Raw genomic sequence first — 20,605 nt, 5'->3', positions numbered from 1 at the left:
GGCTATGGACGAGTTCGAGATCGAGACGCTCGCGGACCCGGAGCTGGACGATCCGGTTCTCATCGAGGGGCTCCCTGGTGTCGGCCACGTCGGGAAACTCGCCGCCGAACACCTGCTCGAGGAACTCGACGGCGAACCGGTGCGGAACGTCTACTCACAGCACTTCCCGCCACAGGTCACCGTCGACGAGGGACGGACCAAGTTGGCGGGCGCCGAGTTCCACGCGGTCCACACCGACCAGGGCCAGGACCTGCTCGTGTTGACCGGCGACCACCAAGCACAGGACAACCGGGGCCACTACCGCCTGACCGACCAGTTCCTCGACGTGGCCGACGAGTTCGGCGTCGAGCGGGTGTTCGCCCTCGGCGGCGTCCCGACAGGCGAACTCATCGAGGAGTACGACGTGCTCGGCGCGGCGACGACCGACGCGCTCGTCGACGACCTCGAAGCCGCCGACGTGGAATTCCGCGAGGACGAACCCGCCGGGGGCATCGTCGGCGTCTCCGGCCTCCTCCTGGGGCTTGGTGAACGCCGCGACTTCGGGGCCGCCTGCCTGATGGGCGAGACCAGCGGCTACCTCGTCGATCCCAAGAGCGCGCAGGCCGTGCTGACGGTCCTGCAGGAGGTCGTCGGCTTCGAGGTCGACTTCGGCTCGCTGGAGGACCGCGCCGAGGAGATGGAAGAGGTCGTCCGGAAGATCCAGGAGATGGAACAGGGCACGCCGACCCCCTCCGACGAGGACCTGCGGTACATCGGCTGAGAAGGTACGGGGTCCGGTCCCCGGAACGGCTCTTCCGCTGGACATAAACGGGACGCGGCAGAACAACGCCGGCGATGAACACGATCGAGCTGGCGATCCGGCTCGTGGCGGGACTCGCGCTCATCCTGACGAACGGCTTTTTCGTCGCGATAGAGTTCGCGCTGACGCGCGCCAGGCAGTTCACCGAATCGGAGTTCGTCGGGGACAACCCCGCGCTGGAGCGGGCCTGGGAGATGACGCAGAACCTCGAGCTGTATCTCACGACCTGCCAGGTCGGGATCACGGCGTCCAGCATCGCGGTCGGGATCGTCGCGGAGCCGGCGCTGGCGGCGCTTTTCGAGCCACTGTTCGAGACCACGGCGCTTGCCTCAGTCGGCGCGGGCGCCATCATCGCCTTCCTGATCATCAACCTCGTCCACCTCACCCACGGCGAGCAGACGCCGACCTACCTCGGCGTCGAGCGGTCGCGGTTCGTGTGTCGGTACGGTGCGGCGCCGCTGTACTGGTTCCACTGGCTCATCTCCCCGGTCATCACGCTCGGTGACGGGATCGCGAAGGGGACGCTCAAACTGTTCGGCATCGAGATGACCGGCGCCTGGCTCGAAACCGAGGAGGACGTCATCGAATCGCGGGCCGACCTCCGGAACCGGCTCGGGACGGTCCTCGACGAGGGGAACCTCTCCGAAGAACGGCAGGAGGAGGTGATGAACGCCCTCCAGATCGGTGAACAATCGATTCGAGACGTGATGCTCCCCGCAGAGGAGATCGTCGCGCTGTCGACGGCGGCCGACTCCGAGGAGAACTTCCGCCGGATGGAGGAGCACCCACACACCCGGTATCCGCTAGTCGGCGAGGACCTGACCGACTTCGTCGGCATCCTCTACTTCCCGATCCTCGCGCGACACCGGGAGGACCTCGCCGGGGGCGACCTCGACTTCGAGGACCTCACCGCCCCGCCGATGACGATGTCGCCGGATACAGACGTCAGCGACGCCGTCGACCAGTTCCAGGCCGAGAGCCAGGAACTCGCGTTCGTCATCGAGGACGGCGCGGTCGTCGGGATGGTGACCGTCACCGACCTGCTGGAGTCGGTCATGGGCGACATCGAGGACCCGATCGACCAGAACGCCCTCTGAGAGCGCGACCCGACAGCGAACGTTTCATACGCTGACGAGCCGTACGGTGGCTCGTGTCACCGGAGGTGCTGGCGGCGCTCCCGCAGTGGCTGGTCGACGGCGCGCTCCTCGGCGTCGCGGGGAGCCTCCTCGTCGCCGTGCTCTTCTATCTCATCGTGCGCCGGTTCCCCGGCGAGCGGACGGCCGGAGGACGCGAGGCCGGCGAGCGGACCGAGGCACGCCGGCGCAAGGAGATCAGACACTACCTCGATGCCATCGACGAGCAGTACGCGGAGGGCCACCCCGTGGCGGGCCAGCACGTCGACTTCTACCTCCCGAAACGGGACGTGGCGATCACCTTCGACGCCCGGGCGTTCTACCGTATCGACCGCTCGGCGACGGAGCCGGTGCTGGTCGAACACGAGATGCCCGGGGTCGTGCTCGGCCACCGCCTCCCCTTCGAGACGCCCGAGATCGACCTCGACGGCGAAGACGGCGACCTGGACCCGGAGCGAGCGGCCTTCGCCGTCCTCGGAGTCGCAGACGGAGCGGGCGTCGAGGAGATCAAGCGCGCTTACCGGGAGAAGATCAAGGAGGTCCACCCGGACCACGGCGGCGACCGCGACGAGTTCGAGCGGGTCCGCGAAGCCTACACGACGGCGAAAAAACACGCGAGGTGAGCGGGGCCGACTAGAGGCATCGTCAGGTCACTTCGTAGGCCACGCCGGCGTCGCGGAGGGCGTCGGTGATTCGCCCGACTTCGTCGGTAGTGGCGACGACGACGACCTGCTGGCCGCGGTTGGCGGCATCGGCGGCCACCTCACCGGCGGCGAAGTAGCTGTGGTCCGTGATGCCGGCGTCCCGGAGGGCGACGACGGCCTCGACGCCGGCGGCGGTCACGAGGTCGGCGTCGGCGCAGGCGTCGGCGATCTCGTCGACGGCCTCGACACCACCCGAACGGACCGGGCGGACCTGGATCACCCGGACGTGGCCCGGGTCGAGGTCGATGACGCCCTCGAAGCCGGTGACGCCGACGACTTCGTCGGCGTCGGCGTCGGTCGTGGCGACGCCGGTCGCCGACCCCTCTTCGCCGGGTGTCGCGCGGAGCAGGCCCTCACGGAGCGAGAGCGTGACCGGGTCGCCTTCGGCGATTGCCTCGGTGGCGATGGCGGCGTCCTCCTGGACGCTGCCGAGGACGCCCTCGGTGACGTGTTCGGCGTAGCGGCGCACGTCGGTCGCGGCCTGGAAGAGCCAGTCGACCCCCTCTTTCGTGACGCGGTACCGCGACCGACCTTCCTTCTCGACGAGGCCCTCGTCGACGAGTTCGCGGATGTACTCGCTGACAGCCTGGCTGGTGACGCCGACGGCCTCCGCGATCTCCCCCTGACTCACCGCGGGCTGACGGTCCGCGATCTCGACGAGGATACGAAACCGCGTCGCGGCCCGCTTGGTTTCGAGGACGTCGACCATATCGGTTACTCGGACGCTCCGCTTATAAACCCACGGCGAACGGACCGAAGGACGTCGGCAGGCATTTACTCGCCGCGGCCCGAAGGGTGGTCGATGGACGCGACCCTCCGTGACCGCGCGGTCCTGCTCGGGGACACCCTCGTCGTCGCCGACCTCCACGTGGGGAGGGGGACAGCCTCGAACGTCGAGTTACCGCTTGGCGAGCGTGACCACCTGCTGGAGCGGCTGAGCGCATTGGTCGACCGCTACGACCCCGAGACGGTCGTCGTCGCAGGTGATTTCCTCCACTCGTTCGACCGGGTCCCCTCGGACGTGCGGGAGACGGTCCGGGCGCTTTCGGGCCGGGTCCGTGAGTCCGGCACCCGACTGATCGTCACGCCGGGGAACCACGACTCGATGCTCGACAGCGTCTGGCAGGGTCCGACCGAGACTGAGTACACGCTCTCTGGCATCCCCGAAGTCGTCGAGGCCGATAGTTCTCACGAGGGCACCATTCAGAACGGTGAGGGTGACGGGCGGACGGTGGTCTGTCACGGTCATACCGAACCGGCGGCCGATGCGGACTGTTACGTGATCGGGCACGACCACCCGGCGATCACCGTCGAGGGGCGGAAGTGGCACTGTTACCTCTACGCGGCGGACGCCTACCGCGGGGCGGCCGTCCTGGTTCTGCCGGCCTTTACCCACCTCGCCGGCGGCGTCTCGATCAACCGACGGCACGGGACGGCGGACCTGAGTTCGCCGCTCGTCGCGGACCTGGACCGGTTCCAGCCCATCGTCCGCGACGAGGAGGCCGACGAAACCCGCGCGTTCCCGCCGCTCGGCGAGTTCCGGGAGTTACTGTAGGCGGTCGGCCGCGACCCGCCCGCTCTCCAGCGCGCCCTGGATCGACGACCAGCGAGTGTAGTCGCCGGCGAGGACGACCGGTCCCTCGGGGGCGTCGACGGCGGGCAGGTCAGTCCGGAACCCCGGCGGCTGGTCGAACTGCGCCACGTCGATGCGCTCGGTCCTGACACACCGGAAGTCGTCGAAACGGCGCTCGGGATACCAGGATTCGAGGACCTCACGGCCCCGGGCGGCGAGTTCGTCGTCGTCGGCCCGGTCCCCCTCACCGAGCCACGTCGCGCTCACGAGCGTCCGGTCGTCGGGCGCGTACTCGGGCGCGACGGCCGACAGCGGCGCGATCTGGTTGGGGTCCGCACTCGCCGCGTTGAGCAGTATCTTCTTCCCGGTGTCGAGGTCGATGTGTCCCGGGAGCGAGTAGTACTGCGTGACACACCCCTTCGTCCCGGCCGGGACGTCGTCGACGCCGGTCAGTTCCGCGGCGGTCGGCGGGTCGGTCGCGACGACCGCCCCGTCGGCGTCGATGCTCTCGCCGTCCGTCTCGACGCTGACGCCGTCGTTGTGCGCGTCGAGCGATTCGACGCGGGTGTCGAGTTCGACGGTCGCGCCGGCCGCGCGGGCGCGCTCGGCGAGCTGGGCGGTGATTGCGCCCATCCCGTCGGCGGGAACGGCCGTCTTCCCTTCCGAGAGCGCCTTGAACGTGTAGCGGAAGACGCCGGCGTCGGTCGACAGCGAGCGGTCGAGCGTGATGCCGCCGTAGAAGGGGGCGGCGAAGTTGTCGACGAACCGCCGGGAGAACCCCTGCTCGGCGAGATACGCCTCGATGGACTGGTCCGGCCCGCGGTCGAAACAGTCCGGGAAGTCGAGTTTCCCGAGGCGCCGCTGGAGTCGAAAGAGTCGGAGTTTGTCGGTCGTCCGGACGTCGGTGTTGAACAGCGTCTCGGTGAGGTCGCCGAGGTTGTCGAGGGGGTCGGCGAGCACCGAGCGACGGCCGGGGTGGGCGATGGTCGCGCCGCCGGTGAAATAGCGGAGGTCGAGCGCGTCGAAATCGAGTTCGCGCCTCGCGGCCGGGTAGGCGGTAAAGAGGACCTGAAACCCCCGGTCGAACGTGTAGCCGTCCGCGTGGACGGAGCGGACCCGGCCTCCGACCTCGTCGCGACGTTCCAGTACTCGCACGTCCACGCCGTCGACGGCGAGGTGGCGCGCGGCGACCAGTCCGGCCAGTCCCGCGCCGACGACCACGACCTGTGACATAGCCACGGGTTCGGCCCGGGCCCACAAAACCGCGGTGATGCGGGGTCGATGGCAGGCGTTTTGTCCGTGCCGTCCCGAGACGCGGGTATGCCCACGACACCGGCGTTTCGCGGCCTCGCATGTACGGACTGTGGCGAGTCCTTCCCGCTCGACGACGCCAGCCACCGCTGTCCGGACTGTGGCGGCCTGCTGGAAGCGGCCTACGACCACGACGCCGCGGCCGTGACCGCCGACGACCTCGCGCCGCGTCACGAGGCCGGCCTCGAACGCTACGCCGACCTCCTCCCCGTCCCGGCCGACGCGCTCGTCTCCATGAACGAGGGCGCGACGCCGCTCGTCGCCTGCTCGACGCTGGCCGAGGACATCGGTGTCGGCCGCGTGCTGGTCAAAGACGAGGGGCGGAACCCGACGGGAAGCGTCCGCGACCGCGAGATGGCGGTGGCCGTGACCGCCGCCGCCGAGGCGGGCGCGACCGACGTGGGTCTCCCGACGACCGGCAACGGCGGCCAGGCGATGGCCGCCTACGCCGCCCGGGCGGGACTGGACTCACACACCTTCGCCCCCTCGCGGATGCCCTTCCTCAACAAGGCGATGATCAACGTCCACGGCGGCGATATGTCCGTCGGCGAAGGCCGGTACGGCGACTCGGCTCGGGTCTACGCCGAGGAAGCCGAAAACGACTGGTACGCGCTGACCGCCTTCGAGACGCCCGTCCGCCAGGAGGGCGCGAAGACGCTCGCCTACGAGATCGCCGCCGACCTGGACTGGACGGCCCCGGACGCCGTCGTCACCCCCGTCGGCCACGGCATCACGCTGACCGGGCTCCACCGCGGCTTCCGCGACCTCCACGAGCTCGACATCGTCGACGGGGCGCCGGCGCTCTACGCCACACAGGCGGCGGGATGTGCGCCCATCGTCGAGGCGTTCACCGACGGTCTCGACGAACACGAGCCCGTCGAGCGCCCGGATACCATCTGTGGCGCGCTGGAAGTCGCCGACCCGACCGGGAGCCCGCTCGTCATCGACGCCGTCCGCGAGACCGATGGCGGGGCGGTCGAAAGCGAGGACCGGGCGATCCTCGAAGCGGCCGTGTCCGTGGCCGAGACGGAGGGGCTGGAACTCGGTGCCGCCGCCGGTGCCGCCGTCAGCGGCGCTCGAAAGCTCGCCGAGGACGGTCCGCTCGGCGCCAACGATACCGTGGTCGTTTGCAACCCAGCGACCGGGAACAAGGACAACGACATCCTGCGGAGCCACCTGATGAGCAAGGGGATCTGACCGCCCGGAGTGACTTGCGGCGGCACCCCACCATCCGAGTCACCAGACGTATTGGCCGCGAGTTCGCAGTGGTGGGCGATGGCCCTCGGCGGACTCGTCGTGACGTTCGGTGCCGGAATCGTCTTCGGACTCGCCCTGGCTGCGCCGCCGGGGCCGATGAACGCGATCATCGCCGAGGAGAGCGTCGTCCGTGGCTGGCTCGCCGGCTTCACCGCCGGCCTCGGGGCGATGACCGCCGACCTCTGTTTTTTCCTCCTCTCGCTGGCCGGCGTCGTCGCCGTCGTCCGGGACGCCCCGACGCTCCGTGGCACCATGATCCTCGTCGGCGGCCTCCTCATGCTCTACTTCGCGTACGGGGCGGCCGACGACGCACGCGAGGGGTTCGCGTCCGGTGACGGGACCGCGGGGTTCGGGGGGGCACCGAGCGAACTGGGCGGGACCAGTCGGGGCTTCAGAAAGGCGTTCGCGCTCGCCATCACCAACCCCTACCAGATCGCCTTCTGGCTGACCGTCGGCGTGGGACTGCTGGAGCCCGGCGTGGTGGACGTGCTCGCGAAGACGCCCTACGTGGGCGCGGAGCTGACGGGCCTGCTCGTCGTGCGCACGGGGAGCCCGGCGCTGCTCGTGGGCCTGTTCGGCGGCATCGTCTGCTGGATCGTCGGATTCCCGGCGACGCTGGTGGCCGCCGGCCGGCGGGTCGACAGACTGGCGCCGCTGGTAGCGGCAGGGAGTGCCGTCGTCCTCGGCGGGTTCGGCATCCTCTTCTGTTACGACGCCGCGACGACGCTGTTCTAGTCGGTGTCCAGCTCTTTAGCCATCTCGGGGCTCAGCTCGGCATCGAGGTCACCCATCCGGGCGACTTCCGATTCGAGCCACTCCTGAAACCACCGAACACGCTTGAGGCGCTGGTGGACGATGCTCTCGGCGGTGTCGCTCTCGACACGCTCGGCGGCGTCGTGACCGCGTTCGAGGACGCGTCCGACCATCTCCGAGGCGTCCATGTGTGTCCGTGACTCGTAGCCCATCCGCAACAGCATCAGTGCGGTCCCGTTCGCGCCGACCTTGTCGAGCAGGTCGGCCTCGATGAGACACTGCGTCTCCAGGGAGAGGTCCGTCAGGTCGCCCTGATAGGAGTGGTCCCGGACGGCCGCACAGACCTGGTCGACGAACGACTGTGGATAGTCGCCGTGGGTCGTGAGGTACTCGCGGGCGATGCGGGCACCTTCCTCGGCGTGGACGTCCTGTTCGGCTTCCAGTTTCGCGATGTCGTGAAAGAGGGCGGCGACGCGCGTGGCGTCGACGTTCGCGCCCTCTTGCTCGGCGATGTCGGCCGCCAGTTCGACCACGTTCATGATGTGATTGAACCGGTAAGCCGCGGAGTGCCAGGGGTACCACCGCATCCGACCGCCTTCGTCCTCGCTCTCGACGCTCGCCTCGAGATAGTCGTGGACGAACGCCTTCATTTCGGCGAATTCGTCGTCGGAGACCGGTGATTCCCGAATCTCAACACCCACGGAACCACCTCCCGACGTGACGTTCGATGTTCATCTTACCGATATAAAAGCGTGTGCGGGTCTTTAGCGTTACGACAACCCTACACCGGGGCGCCGCTGGCCGGTTCGACGGGATAGGAACCCCCCTCACACCCGGGCCGTCCCACCTTCGTCGACGGCCAGCCGGTGTAACACCCCCGTTTCCGAACGCGTCCGTTGACAGATACCCGCCGATTCGGCCACGACGTGTCGAAACGGGAGTCGAACGGCACGCCCAGTGAAAATTCACGTCGTGGACGTAGATTTATGCGGCCGAGTGTCATAGTGGATGTATGGAGTTCCGCAACGCGTCACACGAGGATGGGGAAGCGATGAGGGAGATCGCGACGCGCTCGCTCGAAGCGTCGTACTCCCTGAGCCCGGGGACCATCGAGAACGCCGTCAGACAGTGGTACGGCGACGACAGCCTCGAGGAGAAGATCGACCGCGAGGACGGTCTCCTGCTCGTCGGCGAACTCGACGGGGACCCGGTGGCGTTCACCGAGAGCGTCCTCATCGAGAACGACGACCGGACGACCGCGGACCTGCTCTGGCTGCACGTCCACCCCGACTACCGCGGCCAGGGGTTCGGCGCGGATCTGTTCGAGGAGACCCGTGACCGCCTTCACGAGGCCGGCGCCGCCGACCTCCGGGGTCGGGTCCTGTCGATCAACGAGGCCGGCAACACCTTCTACAAACAGCGCGGCTTCGAGAAAGCGGGGGAAGGCGAGATCGAGATCGACGGTCGGACCCACACCGAAATCCTCTACGTCGAGGCGGAACCGACCGGGCTCCAGCCAGTCACGACCGACGACGACACCACCGTCTACGTCGACCGCGACGACATCGACCAGGGATCAATCGGCGCCTTCCACACCGTCTACAGCGACGAGGAGCGGGACGAGCTCTACGGCTACTACTGCGGGAAGTGTGACAACCTCGCCAACGCGATGGACGCGATGGGCCGCATCGAGTGTGACAACTGCGGCAACTCCCGAAAACCGACGCGGTGGGACGCCGCGTATCTGTGACCCACCGACCGGTCAGTCATCGATCTCGACGTCCTCGCGGAGCTGCCTGACCTCCTCCTCCCGTTCGGCGATCCCGGTCGTCACGAGCAGTCTGATCCCGCGCCGGACGCTGATATCGACCTCGTGGACCTGGTCGGCCGGAACCAACAGGAGTCGCCCGCCGGTCGGGTTCGGGCTGTTCGGCAGGAAGACGTTGAAGGCCTCGCCGCCGGTCACGTCCCGGGTCTGGTCCGGCGCGTCACCGGTCACGAACCCGAGCGTGTAGACGCCCTCCCGCGGGTACTCGACGAGGACGACGCTCTCGTAGCGGCTCGACTGTTCCATCAGCGCGTTCGAGACCTGCCGGACGCTGGAGTAGATGACCCGCACGAGCGGCACCAGGCCGACGCCGCGGTCCAGCCAGCCGAACAGCCGTTCGCCGAGGCTGCGCTGTGCGAGATAGCCAAGTAGCGTGATGAGGAGGAGGATCAACACCGCCGCGAGCGCCTGCGCGACCACCTCGATGTTCGCCGTGTACTGGGCCAGTCGCGTCCCCTGAACCACCGGATCGATGAACGTCGTCAGCCAGTTCAGGAGAAAGCGGAGGGCGACCACCGTGACGATCAGCGGTGCGATCAGTGCCAGTCCCGCGACGAAACTGCTCCGCACTACCTTCGAGACGTCCATGCCCGGGAATCTCTCTCGCCCCGAAAAAGCGTGACGGCGGCGCGAAGGGTTTTGAGCCCAGCGTCCGTACACGGGGGTATGGGTGAGGAGTCGACACGGGACGACCCGACGCCGGACACGGCCGACGACCAACCCGTCACACCGAGGGGTGCCTGGACGCGCGCCGAGATGGGCGACTTCCTCGATTCGGCGACAGTCCCCATCCGGCTTGGCTGTACCACCCCCGCCGGTGGCCTCTGGATGCTCTCGCTGTGGTACCGCTACCGCGACGACGCCTTCCACTGCGCCACGAGCGCCACCGCCGACATCGTCAGGTATCTCGACGCGGACGACCGCGTCAGTTTCGAGGTCTCCGTCAACGAACCCCCCTACCGCGGCGTCCGTGGCTTCGGCCGCGCGACCATCACGCCCGACCCCGAGAAGGACCTCCTCACCGACCTCCTCCAGCGGTATCTCGGCGGCACCGACTCGCCGCTCGCCGACTCCCTCCTCGACGAGTCCCGGGAGGAAGTCACTATCCGCATCGACCCACAGAAACTCTACTGCTGGGATTACAGCGACCGGATGGGCGACGGGGCGTAGCTCACTCCAGCCCCGTCCGTCGTCGGTCCGAACCACCGACTCGACGAAGCCACAGATAGAACAGTCCGACGAGCAGCCCACCCGCACCCACCCCGAGACCGACGTCCAGCAGCGTGTGTATCGTCGATGGCCCGCCGGCCGCGTGCGCGACGATCCGACTCAGCATTCGTTCTCGGGTCGCGCTACGCTCCGGTCGGATAAGCGTCTAACGGAACGAAGCGAATCGGGAGAATTGTCAGATATTTTATATAGTCCCGGACGGATTCGAACCGTCGTCAGCGGCTTTCTTCCGCGAATGCAGAACACACCCACGTCCAAAGGCCGCTATGATTGGCCAGCTACACCACGGGACTACAGTTTGCAATCAAGCCTATGAGCCAGAAGGGAATTATACTTTCTTCTTAGTTCCGTCGCGGGAGCCTCGTCGAACCACAACCAATATACGAGATCGTTTATCGGGTCATATATCGCAAACGCATCGACTTGTTCCGAATCGTACTTTACACTCTCGTACTTGGTTTGTCCCTTGTGAACGGAACCCATCATGTTGACCCTGAGTGTCTCTTCTCGACTATCCTCGAAGCCGCGTTTGACCTGTGTCTTAGTCAGATTACCGTCGATGTCTACGATGAGGTCGTACTGACACGGAATCCGTGGTTCGGCAACGTTGTATCCCGCTTGGATCAATCTCGTGGAAACGATATTTTCGGCTACAGCGCCGGCACGGTTGGCAGAGAGAGCCTCGTCCCCTGACATCGGTTACGCGATGAGTGGCCGAAGTGAAGAGCCCACGACTTCAGGAAAACTGCCCACTGCCCATCGGTTTCAGTCCGCGGCGTCGGGGTTGGCTTCGACTTCGAGCAGGGCACAGACGTCTTCCTCGACGCCGAAACAGTCGGGACACTGGGGTTCGCGGTCGATGATGGTGTCGAGGCGTTCGGCGACGGTCTCGTCGATGACGGGTTCGAGCTGGCGGGCCTCCTCGCGGAACTCCTCGACTTCCAGTACCTCGTGGAGGAACCGCTCGATGATGCAGTAGTTCTGGAGGGCATCGCGGGCCCGGCGAATGCCCTCGTCGGTGAGGGTGACGCCCTTGTACTTCTCGTGATCGAGCAGCGCCTGCTCCTCGAGCTTGCCGATCATCTCGTTGGCGCTGGCGGGGCTGACGTCGAGCATATCGGCGATCCGCCCGGTCGACGCGGGGCCGTCCTCCTGCTCCTGTGCGAGATAGATGGTCTTGAGGTACTGATCTGCAGTGTTCATGTCGTCTCCTCCCCGTGAATCATCCGTCCGCCTCCATGAGTTCGGTCACCCTCTCGACGCCCTCGGCCTCGTCCTCCCGGATGGCCGACAGCGTCGCGACCAGTTCCGACTGGTCGACGCTGAACTCCGCGTCCGACTCCTCGATGGCCGTGATGAGGTCGTCGTAGAACTTGTAGGCAGTCTCCTCGTTACACAGCTGGTCGTAGAGGACGCCGTCGAACTCGGATTCGGCCTCGTACTGGGCCGCGACCAGCTCCTTTATCTCCTCGAAGGGGATCGTGTCGGCGTCGAGGTCGTCGATGATCGATTCGAGTCGCTGGCGGTGCTCGGCGGACTCGGTCGCCGCCTCGTCGAGCAGGGCGACGGTCTCGCTGTCGAGACCGTCGACCGACCGCGCGTGTTCCCCGGCACGGGCCTCGACGACTTCCTCGAGAACGACCCCGATCTGGAGGAGACGAGCCAGCTGGTGGTCCGACGCGACCGGCTGCTGGACGCTCACGCCGACCACCGCCGACGTACCGCTGTCATGTACGCTACTCCGGGTGGGGAGAACTTAAGTCCCCTGTCACGGACTCCGGGGAACGGCGGCGAAAAAGTCGAAACCGTTACTCGCGGAGCCGCGCCGCGATCATGTCCTCGAGGTCCTCGCGGAGTTCGTCCACCGCGACTTCCTCCATCACGGGGACGAAAAAGCCCTCGACGAGCATGTTCTTCGCCTGCTGGCGCGGGATGCTGCGGGAGGTCATGTAGAACATGTCCTCGGCGTCGACCTGCCCGACGGTGGCGGAGTGGCTCGCCTCGGTGTCGTGGTTGTTGATGATGAGTTTCGGGGAGGCGTCGGCCTCGCTCTCGTCGCTCAGCATCAGCGTGTTCTCGCGCTGGTAGGAGTTGGTGTCCCAGGCGTCGCGACCGACGTCCTGGACCCCCTCGTAGACCGAGCGGGCGCTGTCGTCCAGCACGCCGCGGGTCACGAGGTCGGCGGTGGTGTGTTCGGCCTCGTGCCAGACCTTGCTGGCGAGGTCGAAGTGCTGGTCGTTGTGTCCGAAGAAGGCACCGACGATCTTCGACTCGGAGCCGTCGCCGACGAGTCGCGTCTCGACGTTCGTTTTTGTCAGCCGCGAGCCGATGTTGCCCTCGATCCAGTTGACCGTGCCGTACGTCTCGGCGTGGCCGCGCTTGACCTGGAAGTTGTAGGTCTCCTCGGAGAGGTTCTGGAGCGCGCCGTACTGGACGTGGGCGTTCTCGCCGGCCGTCGCCTCGACGATGCCGCTGTAGTAGCGCTCGCCCTCCAGATCGTCACCAGTCGACTGCCGTTCGAGGATGGTCGCGGAGGACGATTCCTCGGCGACGACCAGCGTATAGTTGAACAGCGACCGGGAGTTCATCGTCGTCCGGATCTTCACGTCCTCCGCGTCGACGCCCTCCGGGACGTGGATCACAGTCCCGGTCGTGAACAGCGCCGTCGACAGCGCAGTCAGGTAGTTGCGCTGGGGGTCGACGACCGCGCCGAAGTGCTCTTTCACGAGCGCCTCGTGGTCCTCGACCGCCTCGTGGATCGGAAGGACGGTCACGTCCTCGTCGCCGACCCAGTCTTTCTCTTCGGCCTGGTTCTCCGGGTCGACGATGGTCTCGTAGTCGAGGTCCCGGAGGTTCGTCCAGTCCCGACCCGGCGTGCGGATCACGTCGGGCATATCGAGGTCGTCGAGGGCCGCGAGCGCGTCCAGCCGCGTCTCCAGCAGCCAGTCGGGTTCGTCGCGTGCCTCGCTGATTTCGCGGACCTGTGCCTCCGTGAGGTTCGGGTGTACCTGCGTACTCATTGTTGGATGGACACTCCCGAGGGAGTTATCCGAGGCTCCCCTCCATCTCGAGTTCGATGAGGCGGTTGAGTTCGACCGCGTACTCGATGGGCAGTTCCTCCGTGATCGGCTCGATGAAGCCGGCGACGATCATCTGCTTCGCGTCGTCGTCGTCCAGCCCACGGCTCTGGAGGTAGAACACGTCCTCGTCGCCGATCTTGCCGACCGTCGCCTCGTGGGCCACGTCGACCTGGTTCTCCTGGATCTCCATGTACGGCATCGTGTCCGACGTGGACTCGTTGTCGAACATCAGCGCGTCACACTCGACCGACGTGGAGGCGTTCTCCGCGCCGTCGGCCATGTGGACGAGCCCGCGGTAGTTCGTGCGGCCGCCGTCCTTGGCGATGGACTTCGACTCGATGGTCGATTTCGTGTCCGGCGCGTTGTGGTAGACCTTCGCACCGGTGTCGATGTCCTGGCCCTCGCCGGCCATGGCGATGGTGATGTGGTTGTCCGTCGCGCCCGGCCCCTTGAGGATGGTCGAGGGGTACAGCATCGTGGCCTTCGAGCCCATCGACCCCGACACCCACTCCATCGTGGCGTCCTTTTCGGCGATGGCGCGCTTGGTGTTGAGGTTGTAGGTGTTTTTCGACCAGTTCTGCACCGTCGAGTACTGGACGTGGGCGTTCTCCTTGACGAACACTTCCACACCGCCGCTGTGGAGGTTGAACTCGGAGTACTTCGGGGCGGAACAGCCCTCGATGTAGTGGACCTCGGAGTTCTCCTCGGCGACGATCAGCGTGTGCTCGAACTGGCCCATGCCGTCGGAGTTCATCCGGAAGTACGCCTGCACCGGCATGTCCACGGTGGTGTCCTCCGGGATGTAGACGAAGGAACCGCCCGACCAGATCGCGCCGTGTAGCGCCGCGAACTTGTTGTCGCTGGGCGGCACGGCCTTGGTCATGAAGTACTCCTTGACGATCTCGGGGTGCTCCCGGACCGCCTTGTCCATGTCACAGAAGATGACGCCTTTCTCCTCCCAGCGCTCCTGCATGTTCTGGTAGACGATCTCGGACTCGTACTGGGCGCCGACGCCCGAGAGGGCGTTTTTCTCGGCCTCGGGGATGCCCAGTTTGTCGAAGGTGTCCTGGATCTCCTCGGGGAGGTCCTCCCAGTCGTCGACCCCGCCGCGCGTCTCGATGTCCGGGCGGATGTAGGGCACGATCTCCTGGACGTCGACCTCGCTCAGGTCGGGCGCACCCGGCCAGTCGTCGGGCATCGGCATCTGCTTGAACTGCTCCAGCGCGCGCAGGCGCCGCTCGAGCATCCACTCGGGTTCGTCCTTGTCCTCCGAGATGACGCGGATCGTCTCCTCGGTGAGGCCCTTCTCGGCCTCGAAGGCCGACTTCTCCTCTTTCTTGAACTCGAACCGCTTCTCCGTGTCCGTCTCCTTGAGGTGGTCTTGATCTGAACTCATTGTTGGTAGTGTTGGTTTATTTCTCTAGCCTCTTGAGGCTGTGCTAGGTACATTTGGTTACGCCGCCTCGTAGACTTCCTCGCGGACCCAGTCGTAACCCTCGTCCTCGAGCTGCTCGGCGAGTTCCGGCCCGCCGCTTTTCGCGATCTCGCCGTCGAGCATCACGTGGACGTGGTCCGGCTCGACGTAGTCGAGGATGCGCTGGTAGTGGGTGATCTGGAGGATACCCGCGCCCTGCTCGTCGCGCAGGGCGTTGATGCCGTTCGAGACGTCCTGCAGGCGGTCGATGTCCAGCCCGGAGTCGATCTCGTCGAGCACCGCGATGGAGGGCTCCAGGATCGCCGCCTGGAGGACCTCGTTCTGCTTCTTCTCGCCGCCGGAGAAGCCCGCGTTGAGATAGCGGTTCGCGAACTTCTCGTCCATGTCCAGTTGCTCCATTTTCTCCTGGAGGATTTCCTGGAACTCCGCGACGCCGATGTCGCCCTCGTCGGCGGGGCCTTCCATCGGGGACGTGTCGTAGCCCGCCGCGTCCTCTTTGGTCGCCTCCTCGGCTTCGTCCGCGTCCGCGTCCGCGTCCTCGTCCTCGAACAGTTCCTCGCGCTCATCGAGCTTGGCGTTCAGCGCCGTCCGGAGGAAGTTGACCATCGTGACGCCCTCGATCTCGGCCGGATACTGGAAGCCCAGGAAGATACCGAGCGCCGCGCGCTCGTTGGGCTCCAGGTCCAGCAGATCCCACGTCCGCATATCATCGGGGATCTCCTCGTCGAGGTCGTCGAACTCGTCGGCTTCGATGTGCAAGAGCACGTCGCCACCGTTCACCTCGTAGGCCGGGTGACCGGCGATGACCTTCGCCAGCGTCGACTTCCCGCTGCCGTTGGGACCCATCAGCGCGTGAATCTCGTCCGACTCGACTTCGAGATCGACGCCCTGCAGAATCTGCTCGCCGCCGTCTTCGGCTACCTTCGCCTGAAGGTTCGATATTTCCAGCGTTGCCATATTTAGGGACACCTAAGTCGTATCGACATCGGGTCGTTACGCTCATAATGCTTTCGCATTCTCACGTAATGGTTTGGGTGAAGCGAAAATCTGTTTTTGTTTCGGTAACCACGGGAGGATGAGGGCCCGAATACGTCATCGCCCGCTCAGCAGCGTTCGTCGTCATCGATGTGGTCTACGAGCAGTGGTACTACGTCCACGCCGTACTCGTATCTTCCCCTCGTAATCGCGGCCGCGTTCCTGGTCGACGGAGCTGGTTTCTGACTCGCCATCGTTACCACGGCGGTCGAGGACCACGGCTGGACGATTCGCGTCAGCGAAGGCGGCGCGGACGGCACGGGTTTCGAGGACCGTGGCGTCGACGCCCCGGCCGTCGCTGACGCCGGCCCCGCCAGGGGAGTTGATTACATATACTGCCCGAGACCGGTCTGTTCCTGGCCGCTCTTGACCTCGTCCCAGGAGATGTCGAGCGCCTCCAGAATCCGCTCTATCGGCCCCTTGAGCGTCTTGTCCAGCATCTTCTCCCAGTCGACCGCGAACTCATCGGGGAGCTGGTCGGCGTACTCGAAGCAGATCACGTCCGGATCGCGCTTGAACTCGCCGTACAGCGGGTCAGTCGACGGATCGAGATCGAGTTCGTCCTCGACCCGCTGGAAGAAGTCGTCGTGGACGCGCCGCAGGTACAGCCGCTTCGGTTTCGACCCGCGGCCGAAGTTCGTCCCCAGCAGGAGGTTCGCGTACTTCGCACCGCGGACCTGCGCCGTGTCCGTGTCGTAGTTGTCGAGTTTCTGCCCGATCCCGCCGGGGATACCCACGTCCTCGGGGTCGACGTTCCCGTCCTGGAAGTCCGCGATCACGTCGTGGACGTACGTCTTGATGTTCTCCGCGTCCTCGCCGTGAACGATCCGGTCGATCACGTTCTTCTGGACCCGTTTCGTGATCGGCGCGATGTCCGACCGCTGGTACTCGAAGCCCGTGATGTCGACATCGTCGACGTCTTTCCCCTCCTTCCAGACGATGTGGCCGGCGTAGCGTTTCTTCTTGCCCGCCTGGAAAAATCGTCGGTAGAGCTTCTCGAACTCGATCTCGAATCTATGGAACTCGGCGTTGAGTTGGTCGAGAGCGAAGTCGTCGTACGACTCGTTGATGACCTCCTCCAACTCGAAGCCTTTCTCGATGGTGGCGACGATGGTTTCGAGTTCATCCTCGCCCATTTCCGGGTGTTTCTCCCGCATCGCGTCGGTGACCTCGACCTCGCTCTGCACGTCTTCCGGCGATACTTGTCCAACCTCTAGCATGACGGAATCCGTGTCTCCGTAGACGACCTCGTAGCCCTGCTGTTTGGCGACTTCGTCGGTGTACTCGATCACGTCGCGGCCCGTCGCGGTGACGGCCGCGCCCATCTCCTTGTCGTAGAGCCGGAAGCGGTCCCACCCGAGGACGCCGTATAGCGACTGCCCGACGAACTGGAACTTGCCGTTCTGACCGGCCATGAGTGTCTGATTGTCCGCGACCGTGACACAGTACACGCCGTCGTCGGCGGTCGTCCGCTCCGCGCTCCGGTGCATCCGGAGCGTGTTCTTCGAGTCCTCGGTGACGTAGATTCGGTACGTTCCGCCGTCCTCGTTGTAACTCGCGGTCAAACCGAGGTGGGCACAGAGGCGCAGGACATCGTCCCGGAGGCGCTCGCTAGCGGTGCTGTACCGCCAGGAGTTCTCCTGCCAGTCGCCGTCGCCGGCGATGAGCGTGTCGAGGAAGTCGCGTTTCTGTTCAGCGGTGGTCTCGAAGACGAACTCGGGGATTCGTTTCTCGAAACTCCCGGCACCGCAGACCCGTTCGAGGAAGGCACCGAACAGTTTCGAGGTGAACTGATAGCTCCGCTCGTCGACGTAGTAGTCGAAGCCCATCCTGTCGAGCAGGTCACCGATCCGCCCGTGATGGGACTCGCCACCGTCGGCGATGGCGTCCTGTGCGATCTTGACGGACGTCGCCGAACCACGCAGTTTCTCCCCGAACTCCTTCGTCTCGGACGTGTAGACGTTCCCCTCAGTGATGTACCACGCCAGCAGTTCGAGGAAGTCGTCGCCGTCGAAGGTCCGCGGAATCCACTTCCGTCCGGATTCGGCGTGGACGTAGGTTCGGTCCGCGACTTCTTCGATGTACTCGCGGTGTTCCTCGAACGCCGCGGCGTCGAAGACGTACCCCTCCTCGCCGATGTCGTTTTTCAGCACCTTGTCCGGGTAGTATCCGATCTCGGCCGCGAACGTGTGACCGTGGACTTCGGGGCGGACCCACACCTGATAGCCACCGTCGAGGTACTCAGTGAGATCGACCTCGTCGAGTTCGTCACCTTCCGGTCCCCCCCAGTCGTGTGGGAGTTCGTAGTTCGTCGCATCGTCGAGGTCACCTGCTTCGACGAAGTCCCATCCGTCCTCCGTGATGCCGTTCGTCTCGTTCTTCCGAACGAGCATCCGGTGGTTCGGCGTCACGCTGAAGTCGATCTTGCTCGTCTCGATGTCGACCAGCTCGCCCCGGTAGTCAGGATACGCGTGGGTCTCGACGACCGGCTTGACCTCCATCTCCATCGTGGCCGGGTCGAGTGAGTACACCTCGTCTCCGACGTCGAGGTCGCGGATGTTCCGCACGCCGTCGGGCGTCAGCACGTCCGTATCCGGCGTGAAGCAGTTCATAATCACCTTGACAGCTGCCTGCTGGCGGTCGTACTGCTCGTAGACGGCGCTGTCGGGATCGTGGTCGTTGCGCAGGGACTTCTTCTCCTCGCGTTCGCTGAGGAGTTCGTCGACCATCTCACGGATGACGCCGTCGGGTTCCTTCCGGAAGTGCTGGCCGTTGGGGGCACGGAAGGTCTCGCCGTCGTAGGCGTCGGGGTCCACTTTCGTCTCCGGGCTGGCGTTGATGGTCACCATGCACATCGGATAGAGGGACTTCAGGTCCAGCACTGTGACGTTCTCGCGCACGCCCGTGATGGGGTCGAAGACGGCGCCGCCCTCGTAGTCTTCGGCGTCGTGTTTCCCCTTGGAGGGGAGCGCGAAGTTACCGTGGAGCTTGTGGAGGACGTACATGTCGACGGCGTCGCCGGGCGTGGTCGCGTCCTCCAGTTTACAGCCGACGAACGACGCCACTTCGAGCCAGAAGGGGATGATGTTCTGCTGTTCGTTCAGCTCGACACAGAGTTCCACGTCCCTGAGGTTGTACTCGAGCAGGCGCTCGGGGTCGTCCTCCCAGAGGTCGCCGATGTCGCCGGGGTACCGTTCCTTGCCGACGCCGAGTTCCTGCTCCCCGACGGCGTCCAGTCGGTAGGAGTCGAGTTCGGAGAACTTCGTGCGCTGGTAGGCGTAGAGGAGGTCGAAGACGACCCGACCCTTGATATCGGGGCCCTGCCAGTTGCTACGCCACACCTCGTCGACACGGGAGAGCCGGTCGATGGAGAGGTCGTAGTCGTGGTGTGGGCCCTGGAGTGCCTCCATGCGGTCGAGGAAGTACGGGGCGTCGAAGTCGTCGAAGTTCCAGCCCGTCAGCACGTCGGGGTCGGTCTCCTCGATGTAGGCGACGAAGGCCTCGAGCATCGCCTCTTCCTCCTCGAAGACGCGGACGTCGGCTTCGAAGTCGTCCTCGATGGGGTCGTACGCGTCGAGGGCCTCCGGGGGGTCGATGCCCGCCGGCGAGTCGTAGAGCCAGACGATATACTGGTCGTCGTAGGAGTCGTGGGAGGTGAGACAGACGATGGTCTCCTCGCCCTCCTCGGGGAAGCCCTGGCGGTCGTCGACCTCGATGTCGAAGGTGTTGACGCGGGGGTCGACGCTGGCGTCGACCGGTTCGAGTTCGTCGTGTGGCACCCGGATCGGGCCGTCCGCGGTCTCCCGACGGGCCGGGACGCGGACGCCGCTGGTGATGTCCTTGTCGATGAGCAGGCGGTTGGGAAAGAGGATGTCCGCCTCGTAGTGGTCGAACTCCTCGCGCATCTGCCCCACGTCCCGTGGGGTCTGTCCGAAAATCTTCGTCAGGCGCTCGCCACGGATGCTCTCGTAGGGGTCGCCGTTCTCGTCGGTCTCCTCCCACCCGGTGATGCGATCGCGCTGGAGGTCGGCGTCGGTCAGCGAGTCAGTCGGCGCGTAGAAGTAGGGGTCGAACTCGTAGACCTCGACGTGAACCGCCCGCTCGTCGTCGGGGGTCCGACCGAAGACGTGGACGACGGGGAACTCGTCGTCGCCGCGGCCCTCCACCGTGTAGTCGATCTGCGTGACCGCCAGCGTCTCGTACTCGTCGGCGTCCGGGTAGCGGACGTCCTCGAGATCCACCACGTCGGCCGCGCCGTCGCCGTTGCCGGCGACGGCCGCCGCCTCGGCCGCCACGTCGCGTCCGTCGTCCTCGGCCACACCGTCGTCCGCGCGAAAGTCCGCGAGTCCTGCCTGTTTTTCGTCGGACTCGGTCTCGTCCATACTGTGGACTCGTTCGGGACCCCCGCCTAAAATCCCGACGGTCCCCCGCGGTTCGAGCCCTGTGCCAAACACAAGGTATATGGTA

General features: G+C 65.8%; 20 protein-coding genes and 1 tRNA gene. 8 read left to right on the top strand and 13 right to left on the bottom strand.

Going from position 1 to position 20,605, the window contains the following annotated elements; all coding sequences use genetic code 11:
- The first annotated feature begins 4 nt into the window (after positions 1 to 4).
- The 3 genes from MUG96_RS06545 to MUG96_RS06535 all read left to right on the top strand — a co-directional run bounded on the left by MUG96_RS06545 (position 5) and on the right by MUG96_RS06535 (position 2,555).
- On the top strand, positions 5 to 760 hold the full coding sequence (locus tag MUG96_RS06545) for a proteasome assembly chaperone family protein (protein WP_246987626.1): 756 nt from the start codon (positions 5 to 7) through the stop codon (positions 758 to 760).
- A gap of 74 nt (positions 761 to 834) precedes the next feature.
- Complete coding sequence (locus MUG96_RS06540) at positions 835 to 1,896, top strand: CNNM domain-containing protein (RefSeq protein WP_246987625.1); 1,062 nt, start codon at positions 835 to 837, stop codon at positions 1,894 to 1,896.
- 53 nt (positions 1,897 to 1,949) lie between these two features.
- A complete protein-coding gene (locus tag MUG96_RS06535) occupies positions 1,950 to 2,555 on the top strand; it encodes a J domain-containing protein (protein WP_246987624.1) in 606 nt (201 codons plus the stop codon).
- A 22-nt stretch (positions 2,556 to 2,577) separates the two neighbouring features.
- Here MUG96_RS06535 and MUG96_RS06530 read toward each other — a convergent pair whose 3' ends face one another.
- Positions 2,578 to 3,345, bottom strand: coding sequence for a DUF7839 domain-containing protein (locus MUG96_RS06530; protein ID WP_246987623.1), 768 nt, complete (start codon positions 3,343 to 3,345; stop codon positions 2,578 to 2,580).
- Positions 3,346 to 3,438: 93 nt separating this feature from the next.
- Between MUG96_RS06530 and MUG96_RS06525 the strand changes: the two genes are divergently transcribed.
- Positions 3,439 to 4,191 (top strand): metallophosphoesterase, encoded by a 753-nt coding sequence (locus tag MUG96_RS06525; RefSeq protein WP_246987622.1) that lies wholly within the window; start codon positions 3,439 to 3,441, stop codon positions 4,189 to 4,191.
- On the opposite strand, the gene MUG96_RS06520 is transcribed toward MUG96_RS06525, so the two are convergent.
- Complete coding sequence (locus MUG96_RS06520) at positions 4,183 to 5,442, bottom strand: NAD(P)/FAD-dependent oxidoreductase (RefSeq protein WP_246987621.1); 1,260 nt, start codon at positions 5,440 to 5,442, stop codon at positions 4,183 to 4,185. The two genes, MUG96_RS06525 and MUG96_RS06520, sit on opposite strands and share 9 nt — an antisense overlap.
- A gap of 87 nt (positions 5,443 to 5,529) precedes the next feature.
- Between MUG96_RS06520 and MUG96_RS06515 the strand changes: the two genes are divergently transcribed.
- Both MUG96_RS06515 and MUG96_RS06510 read left to right on the top strand, forming a co-directional pair.
- The gene (locus MUG96_RS06515) at positions 5,530 to 6,717 is read left to right on the top strand and encodes a threonine synthase (protein WP_246987620.1); all 1,188 of its coding nucleotides are present in this window, start codon (positions 5,530 to 5,532) and stop codon (positions 6,715 to 6,717) included.
- Positions 6,718 to 6,795: 78 nt separating this feature from the next.
- Positions 6,796 to 7,512, top strand: coding sequence for a LysE family translocator (locus tag MUG96_RS06510; protein ID WP_246987618.1), 717 nt, complete (start codon positions 6,796 to 6,798; stop codon positions 7,510 to 7,512).
- Here MUG96_RS06510 and MUG96_RS06505 read toward each other — a convergent pair.
- On the bottom strand, positions 7,509 to 8,231 hold the full coding sequence (locus MUG96_RS06505; protein ID WP_246987616.1) for an HD domain-containing protein: 723 nt from the start codon (positions 8,229 to 8,231) through the stop codon (positions 7,509 to 7,511). The two genes, MUG96_RS06510 and MUG96_RS06505, sit on opposite strands and share 4 nt — an antisense overlap.
- A 311-nt stretch (positions 8,232 to 8,542) precedes the next feature.
- On the opposite strand from MUG96_RS06505, the gene MUG96_RS06500 reads away from it, so the two are divergent.
- Complete coding sequence (locus tag MUG96_RS06500) at positions 8,543 to 9,280, top strand: GNAT family N-acetyltransferase (protein WP_246987614.1); 738 nt, start codon at positions 8,543 to 8,545, stop codon at positions 9,278 to 9,280.
- 12 nt (positions 9,281 to 9,292) lie between these two features.
- Here the strand turns inward: MUG96_RS06500 and MUG96_RS06495 are convergent, their stop codons facing one another.
- The gene (locus tag MUG96_RS06495) at positions 9,293 to 9,946 is read right to left on the bottom strand and encodes a DUF502 domain-containing protein (protein WP_246987612.1); all 654 of its coding nucleotides are present in this window, start codon (positions 9,944 to 9,946) and stop codon (positions 9,293 to 9,295) included.
- Positions 9,947 to 10,024: 78 nt separating this feature from the next.
- On the opposite strand from MUG96_RS06495, the gene MUG96_RS06490 reads away from it, so the two are divergent.
- Positions 10,025 to 10,528 carry a pyridoxamine 5'-phosphate oxidase family protein gene (locus MUG96_RS06490; RefSeq protein ID WP_246987610.1) on the top strand — a complete coding sequence of 168 codons (504 nt, stop codon included), beginning with the start codon at positions 10,025 to 10,027 and terminating at the stop codon, positions 10,526 to 10,528.
- Position 10,529: 1 nt separating this feature from the next.
- Here the strand turns inward: MUG96_RS06490 and MUG96_RS06485 are convergent, their stop codons facing one another.
- From MUG96_RS06485 to MUG96_RS06445, 9 genes are all read right to left on the bottom strand, one after another.
- On the bottom strand, positions 10,530 to 10,694 hold the full coding sequence (locus MUG96_RS06485; RefSeq protein WP_246987608.1) for a hypothetical protein: 165 nt from the start codon (positions 10,692 to 10,694) through the stop codon (positions 10,530 to 10,532).
- 83 nt (positions 10,695 to 10,777) lie between these two features.
- Positions 10,778 to 10,881 (bottom strand) — tRNA-Gln (locus tag MUG96_RS06480).
- A complete protein-coding gene (locus MUG96_RS06475; protein WP_246987606.1) occupies positions 10,880 to 11,284 on the bottom strand; it encodes a group I intron-associated PD-(D/E)XK endonuclease in 405 nt (134 codons plus the stop codon). Before MUG96_RS06475 ends, MUG96_RS06480 begins: the two co-directional genes overlap by 2 nt.
- 69 nt (positions 11,285 to 11,353) lie before the next feature.
- Positions 11,354 to 11,791, bottom strand: coding sequence for a metal-dependent transcriptional regulator (locus tag MUG96_RS06470; protein WP_246987605.1), 438 nt, complete (start codon positions 11,789 to 11,791; stop codon positions 11,354 to 11,356).
- 19 nt (positions 11,792 to 11,810) lie between these two features.
- Positions 11,811 to 12,290, bottom strand: coding sequence for a ferritin-like domain-containing protein (locus tag MUG96_RS06465; RefSeq protein ID WP_246987603.1), 480 nt, complete (start codon positions 12,288 to 12,290; stop codon positions 11,811 to 11,813).
- 106 nt (positions 12,291 to 12,396) lie between these two features.
- The gene (gene sufD / locus MUG96_RS06460) at positions 12,397 to 13,608 is read right to left on the bottom strand and encodes a Fe-S cluster assembly protein SufD (RefSeq protein ID WP_246987601.1); all 1,212 of its coding nucleotides are present in this window, start codon (positions 13,606 to 13,608) and stop codon (positions 12,397 to 12,399) included.
- A 25-nt stretch (positions 13,609 to 13,633) separates the two neighbouring features.
- Positions 13,634 to 15,064 (bottom strand): Fe-S cluster assembly protein SufB, encoded by a 1,431-nt coding sequence (gene sufB, locus MUG96_RS06455; RefSeq protein WP_246987599.1) that lies wholly within the window; start codon positions 15,062 to 15,064, stop codon positions 13,634 to 13,636.
- A 57-nt stretch (positions 15,065 to 15,121) separates the two neighbouring features.
- Positions 15,122 to 16,060, bottom strand: a complete 939-nt coding sequence (locus tag MUG96_RS06450; RefSeq protein WP_246987597.1) for an ABC transporter ATP-binding protein — start codon at positions 16,058 to 16,060, stop codon at positions 15,122 to 15,124.
- Between the two features lie 404 nt (positions 16,061 to 16,464).
- Positions 16,465 to 20,520: a DNA polymerase domain-containing protein gene (locus MUG96_RS06445; protein WP_246987595.1), complete on the bottom strand. Its 4,056-nt coding sequence runs from the start codon at positions 20,518 to 20,520 to the stop codon at positions 16,465 to 16,467.
- Positions 20,521 to 20,605: the final 85 nt, after the last annotated feature.

Origin of the sequence: Halorientalis marina (genome assembly GCF_023028345.1) — an archaeon.
GTDB classification, from domain to species: Archaea; Halobacteriota; Halobacteria; order Halobacteriales; family Haloarculaceae; genus Halorientalis; species Halorientalis marina.
Note: the sequence above shows the minus strand (reverse complement) of the source record. Positions and strands in the feature narration are given on the sequence as shown.

What these genes read in the sequence shown, in the direction of transcription:
- MUG96_RS06520 (WP_246987621.1), bottom strand. Translation starts at nt 5,442, where the DNA reads ATGTCACAGGTCGTGGTCGTCGGCGCGGGACTGGCCGGACTGGTCGCC.
- MUG96_RS06500 (WP_246987614.1), top strand. Translation starts at nt 8,543, where the DNA reads ATGGAGTTCCGCAACGCGTCACACGAGGATGGGGAAGCGATGAGGGAG.
- MUG96_RS06490 (WP_246987610.1), top strand. Translation starts at nt 10,025, where the DNA reads ATGGGTGAGGAGTCGACACGGGACGACCCGACGCCGGACACGGCCGAC.
- MUG96_RS06485 (WP_246987608.1), bottom strand. Translation starts at nt 10,694, where the DNA reads ATGCTGAGTCGGATCGTCGCGCACGCGGCCGGCGGGCCATCGACGATA.
- sufB (WP_246987599.1), bottom strand. Translation starts at nt 15,064, where the DNA reads ATGAGTTCAGATCAAGACCACCTCAAGGAGACGGACACGGAGAAGCGG.
- MUG96_RS06475 (WP_246987606.1), bottom strand. Translation starts at nt 11,284, where the DNA reads ATGTCAGGGGACGAGGCTCTCTCTGCCAACCGTGCCGGCGCTGTAGCC.
- MUG96_RS06530 (WP_246987623.1), bottom strand. Translation starts at nt 3,345, where the DNA reads ATGGTCGACGTCCTCGAAACCAAGCGGGCCGCGACGCGGTTTCGTATC.
- MUG96_RS06525 (WP_246987622.1), top strand. Translation starts at nt 3,439, where the DNA reads ATGGACGCGACCCTCCGTGACCGCGCGGTCCTGCTCGGGGACACCCTC.
- MUG96_RS06515 (WP_246987620.1), top strand. Translation starts at nt 5,530, where the DNA reads ATGCCCACGACACCGGCGTTTCGCGGCCTCGCATGTACGGACTGTGGC.
- MUG96_RS06495 (WP_246987612.1), bottom strand. Translation starts at nt 9,946, where the DNA reads ATGGACGTCTCGAAGGTAGTGCGGAGCAGTTTCGTCGCGGGACTGGCA.
- MUG96_RS06470 (WP_246987605.1), bottom strand. Translation starts at nt 11,791, where the DNA reads ATGAACACTGCAGATCAGTACCTCAAGACCATCTATCTCGCACAGGAG.
- MUG96_RS06540 (WP_246987625.1), top strand. Translation starts at nt 835, where the DNA reads ATGAACACGATCGAGCTGGCGATCCGGCTCGTGGCGGGACTCGCGCTC.
- MUG96_RS06445 (WP_246987595.1), bottom strand. Translation starts at nt 20,520, where the DNA reads ATGGACGAGACCGAGTCCGACGAAAAACAGGCAGGACTCGCGGACTTT.
- MUG96_RS06545 (WP_246987626.1), top strand. Translation starts at nt 5, where the DNA reads ATGGACGAGTTCGAGATCGAGACGCTCGCGGACCCGGAGCTGGACGAT.
- MUG96_RS06450 (WP_246987597.1), bottom strand. Translation starts at nt 16,060, where the DNA reads ATGGCAACGCTGGAAATATCGAACCTTCAGGCGAAGGTAGCCGAAGAC.
- MUG96_RS06510 (WP_246987618.1), top strand. Translation starts at nt 6,796, where the DNA reads ATGGCCCTCGGCGGACTCGTCGTGACGTTCGGTGCCGGAATCGTCTTC.
- sufD (WP_246987601.1), bottom strand. Translation starts at nt 13,608, where the DNA reads ATGAGTACGCAGGTACACCCGAACCTCACGGAGGCACAGGTCCGCGAA.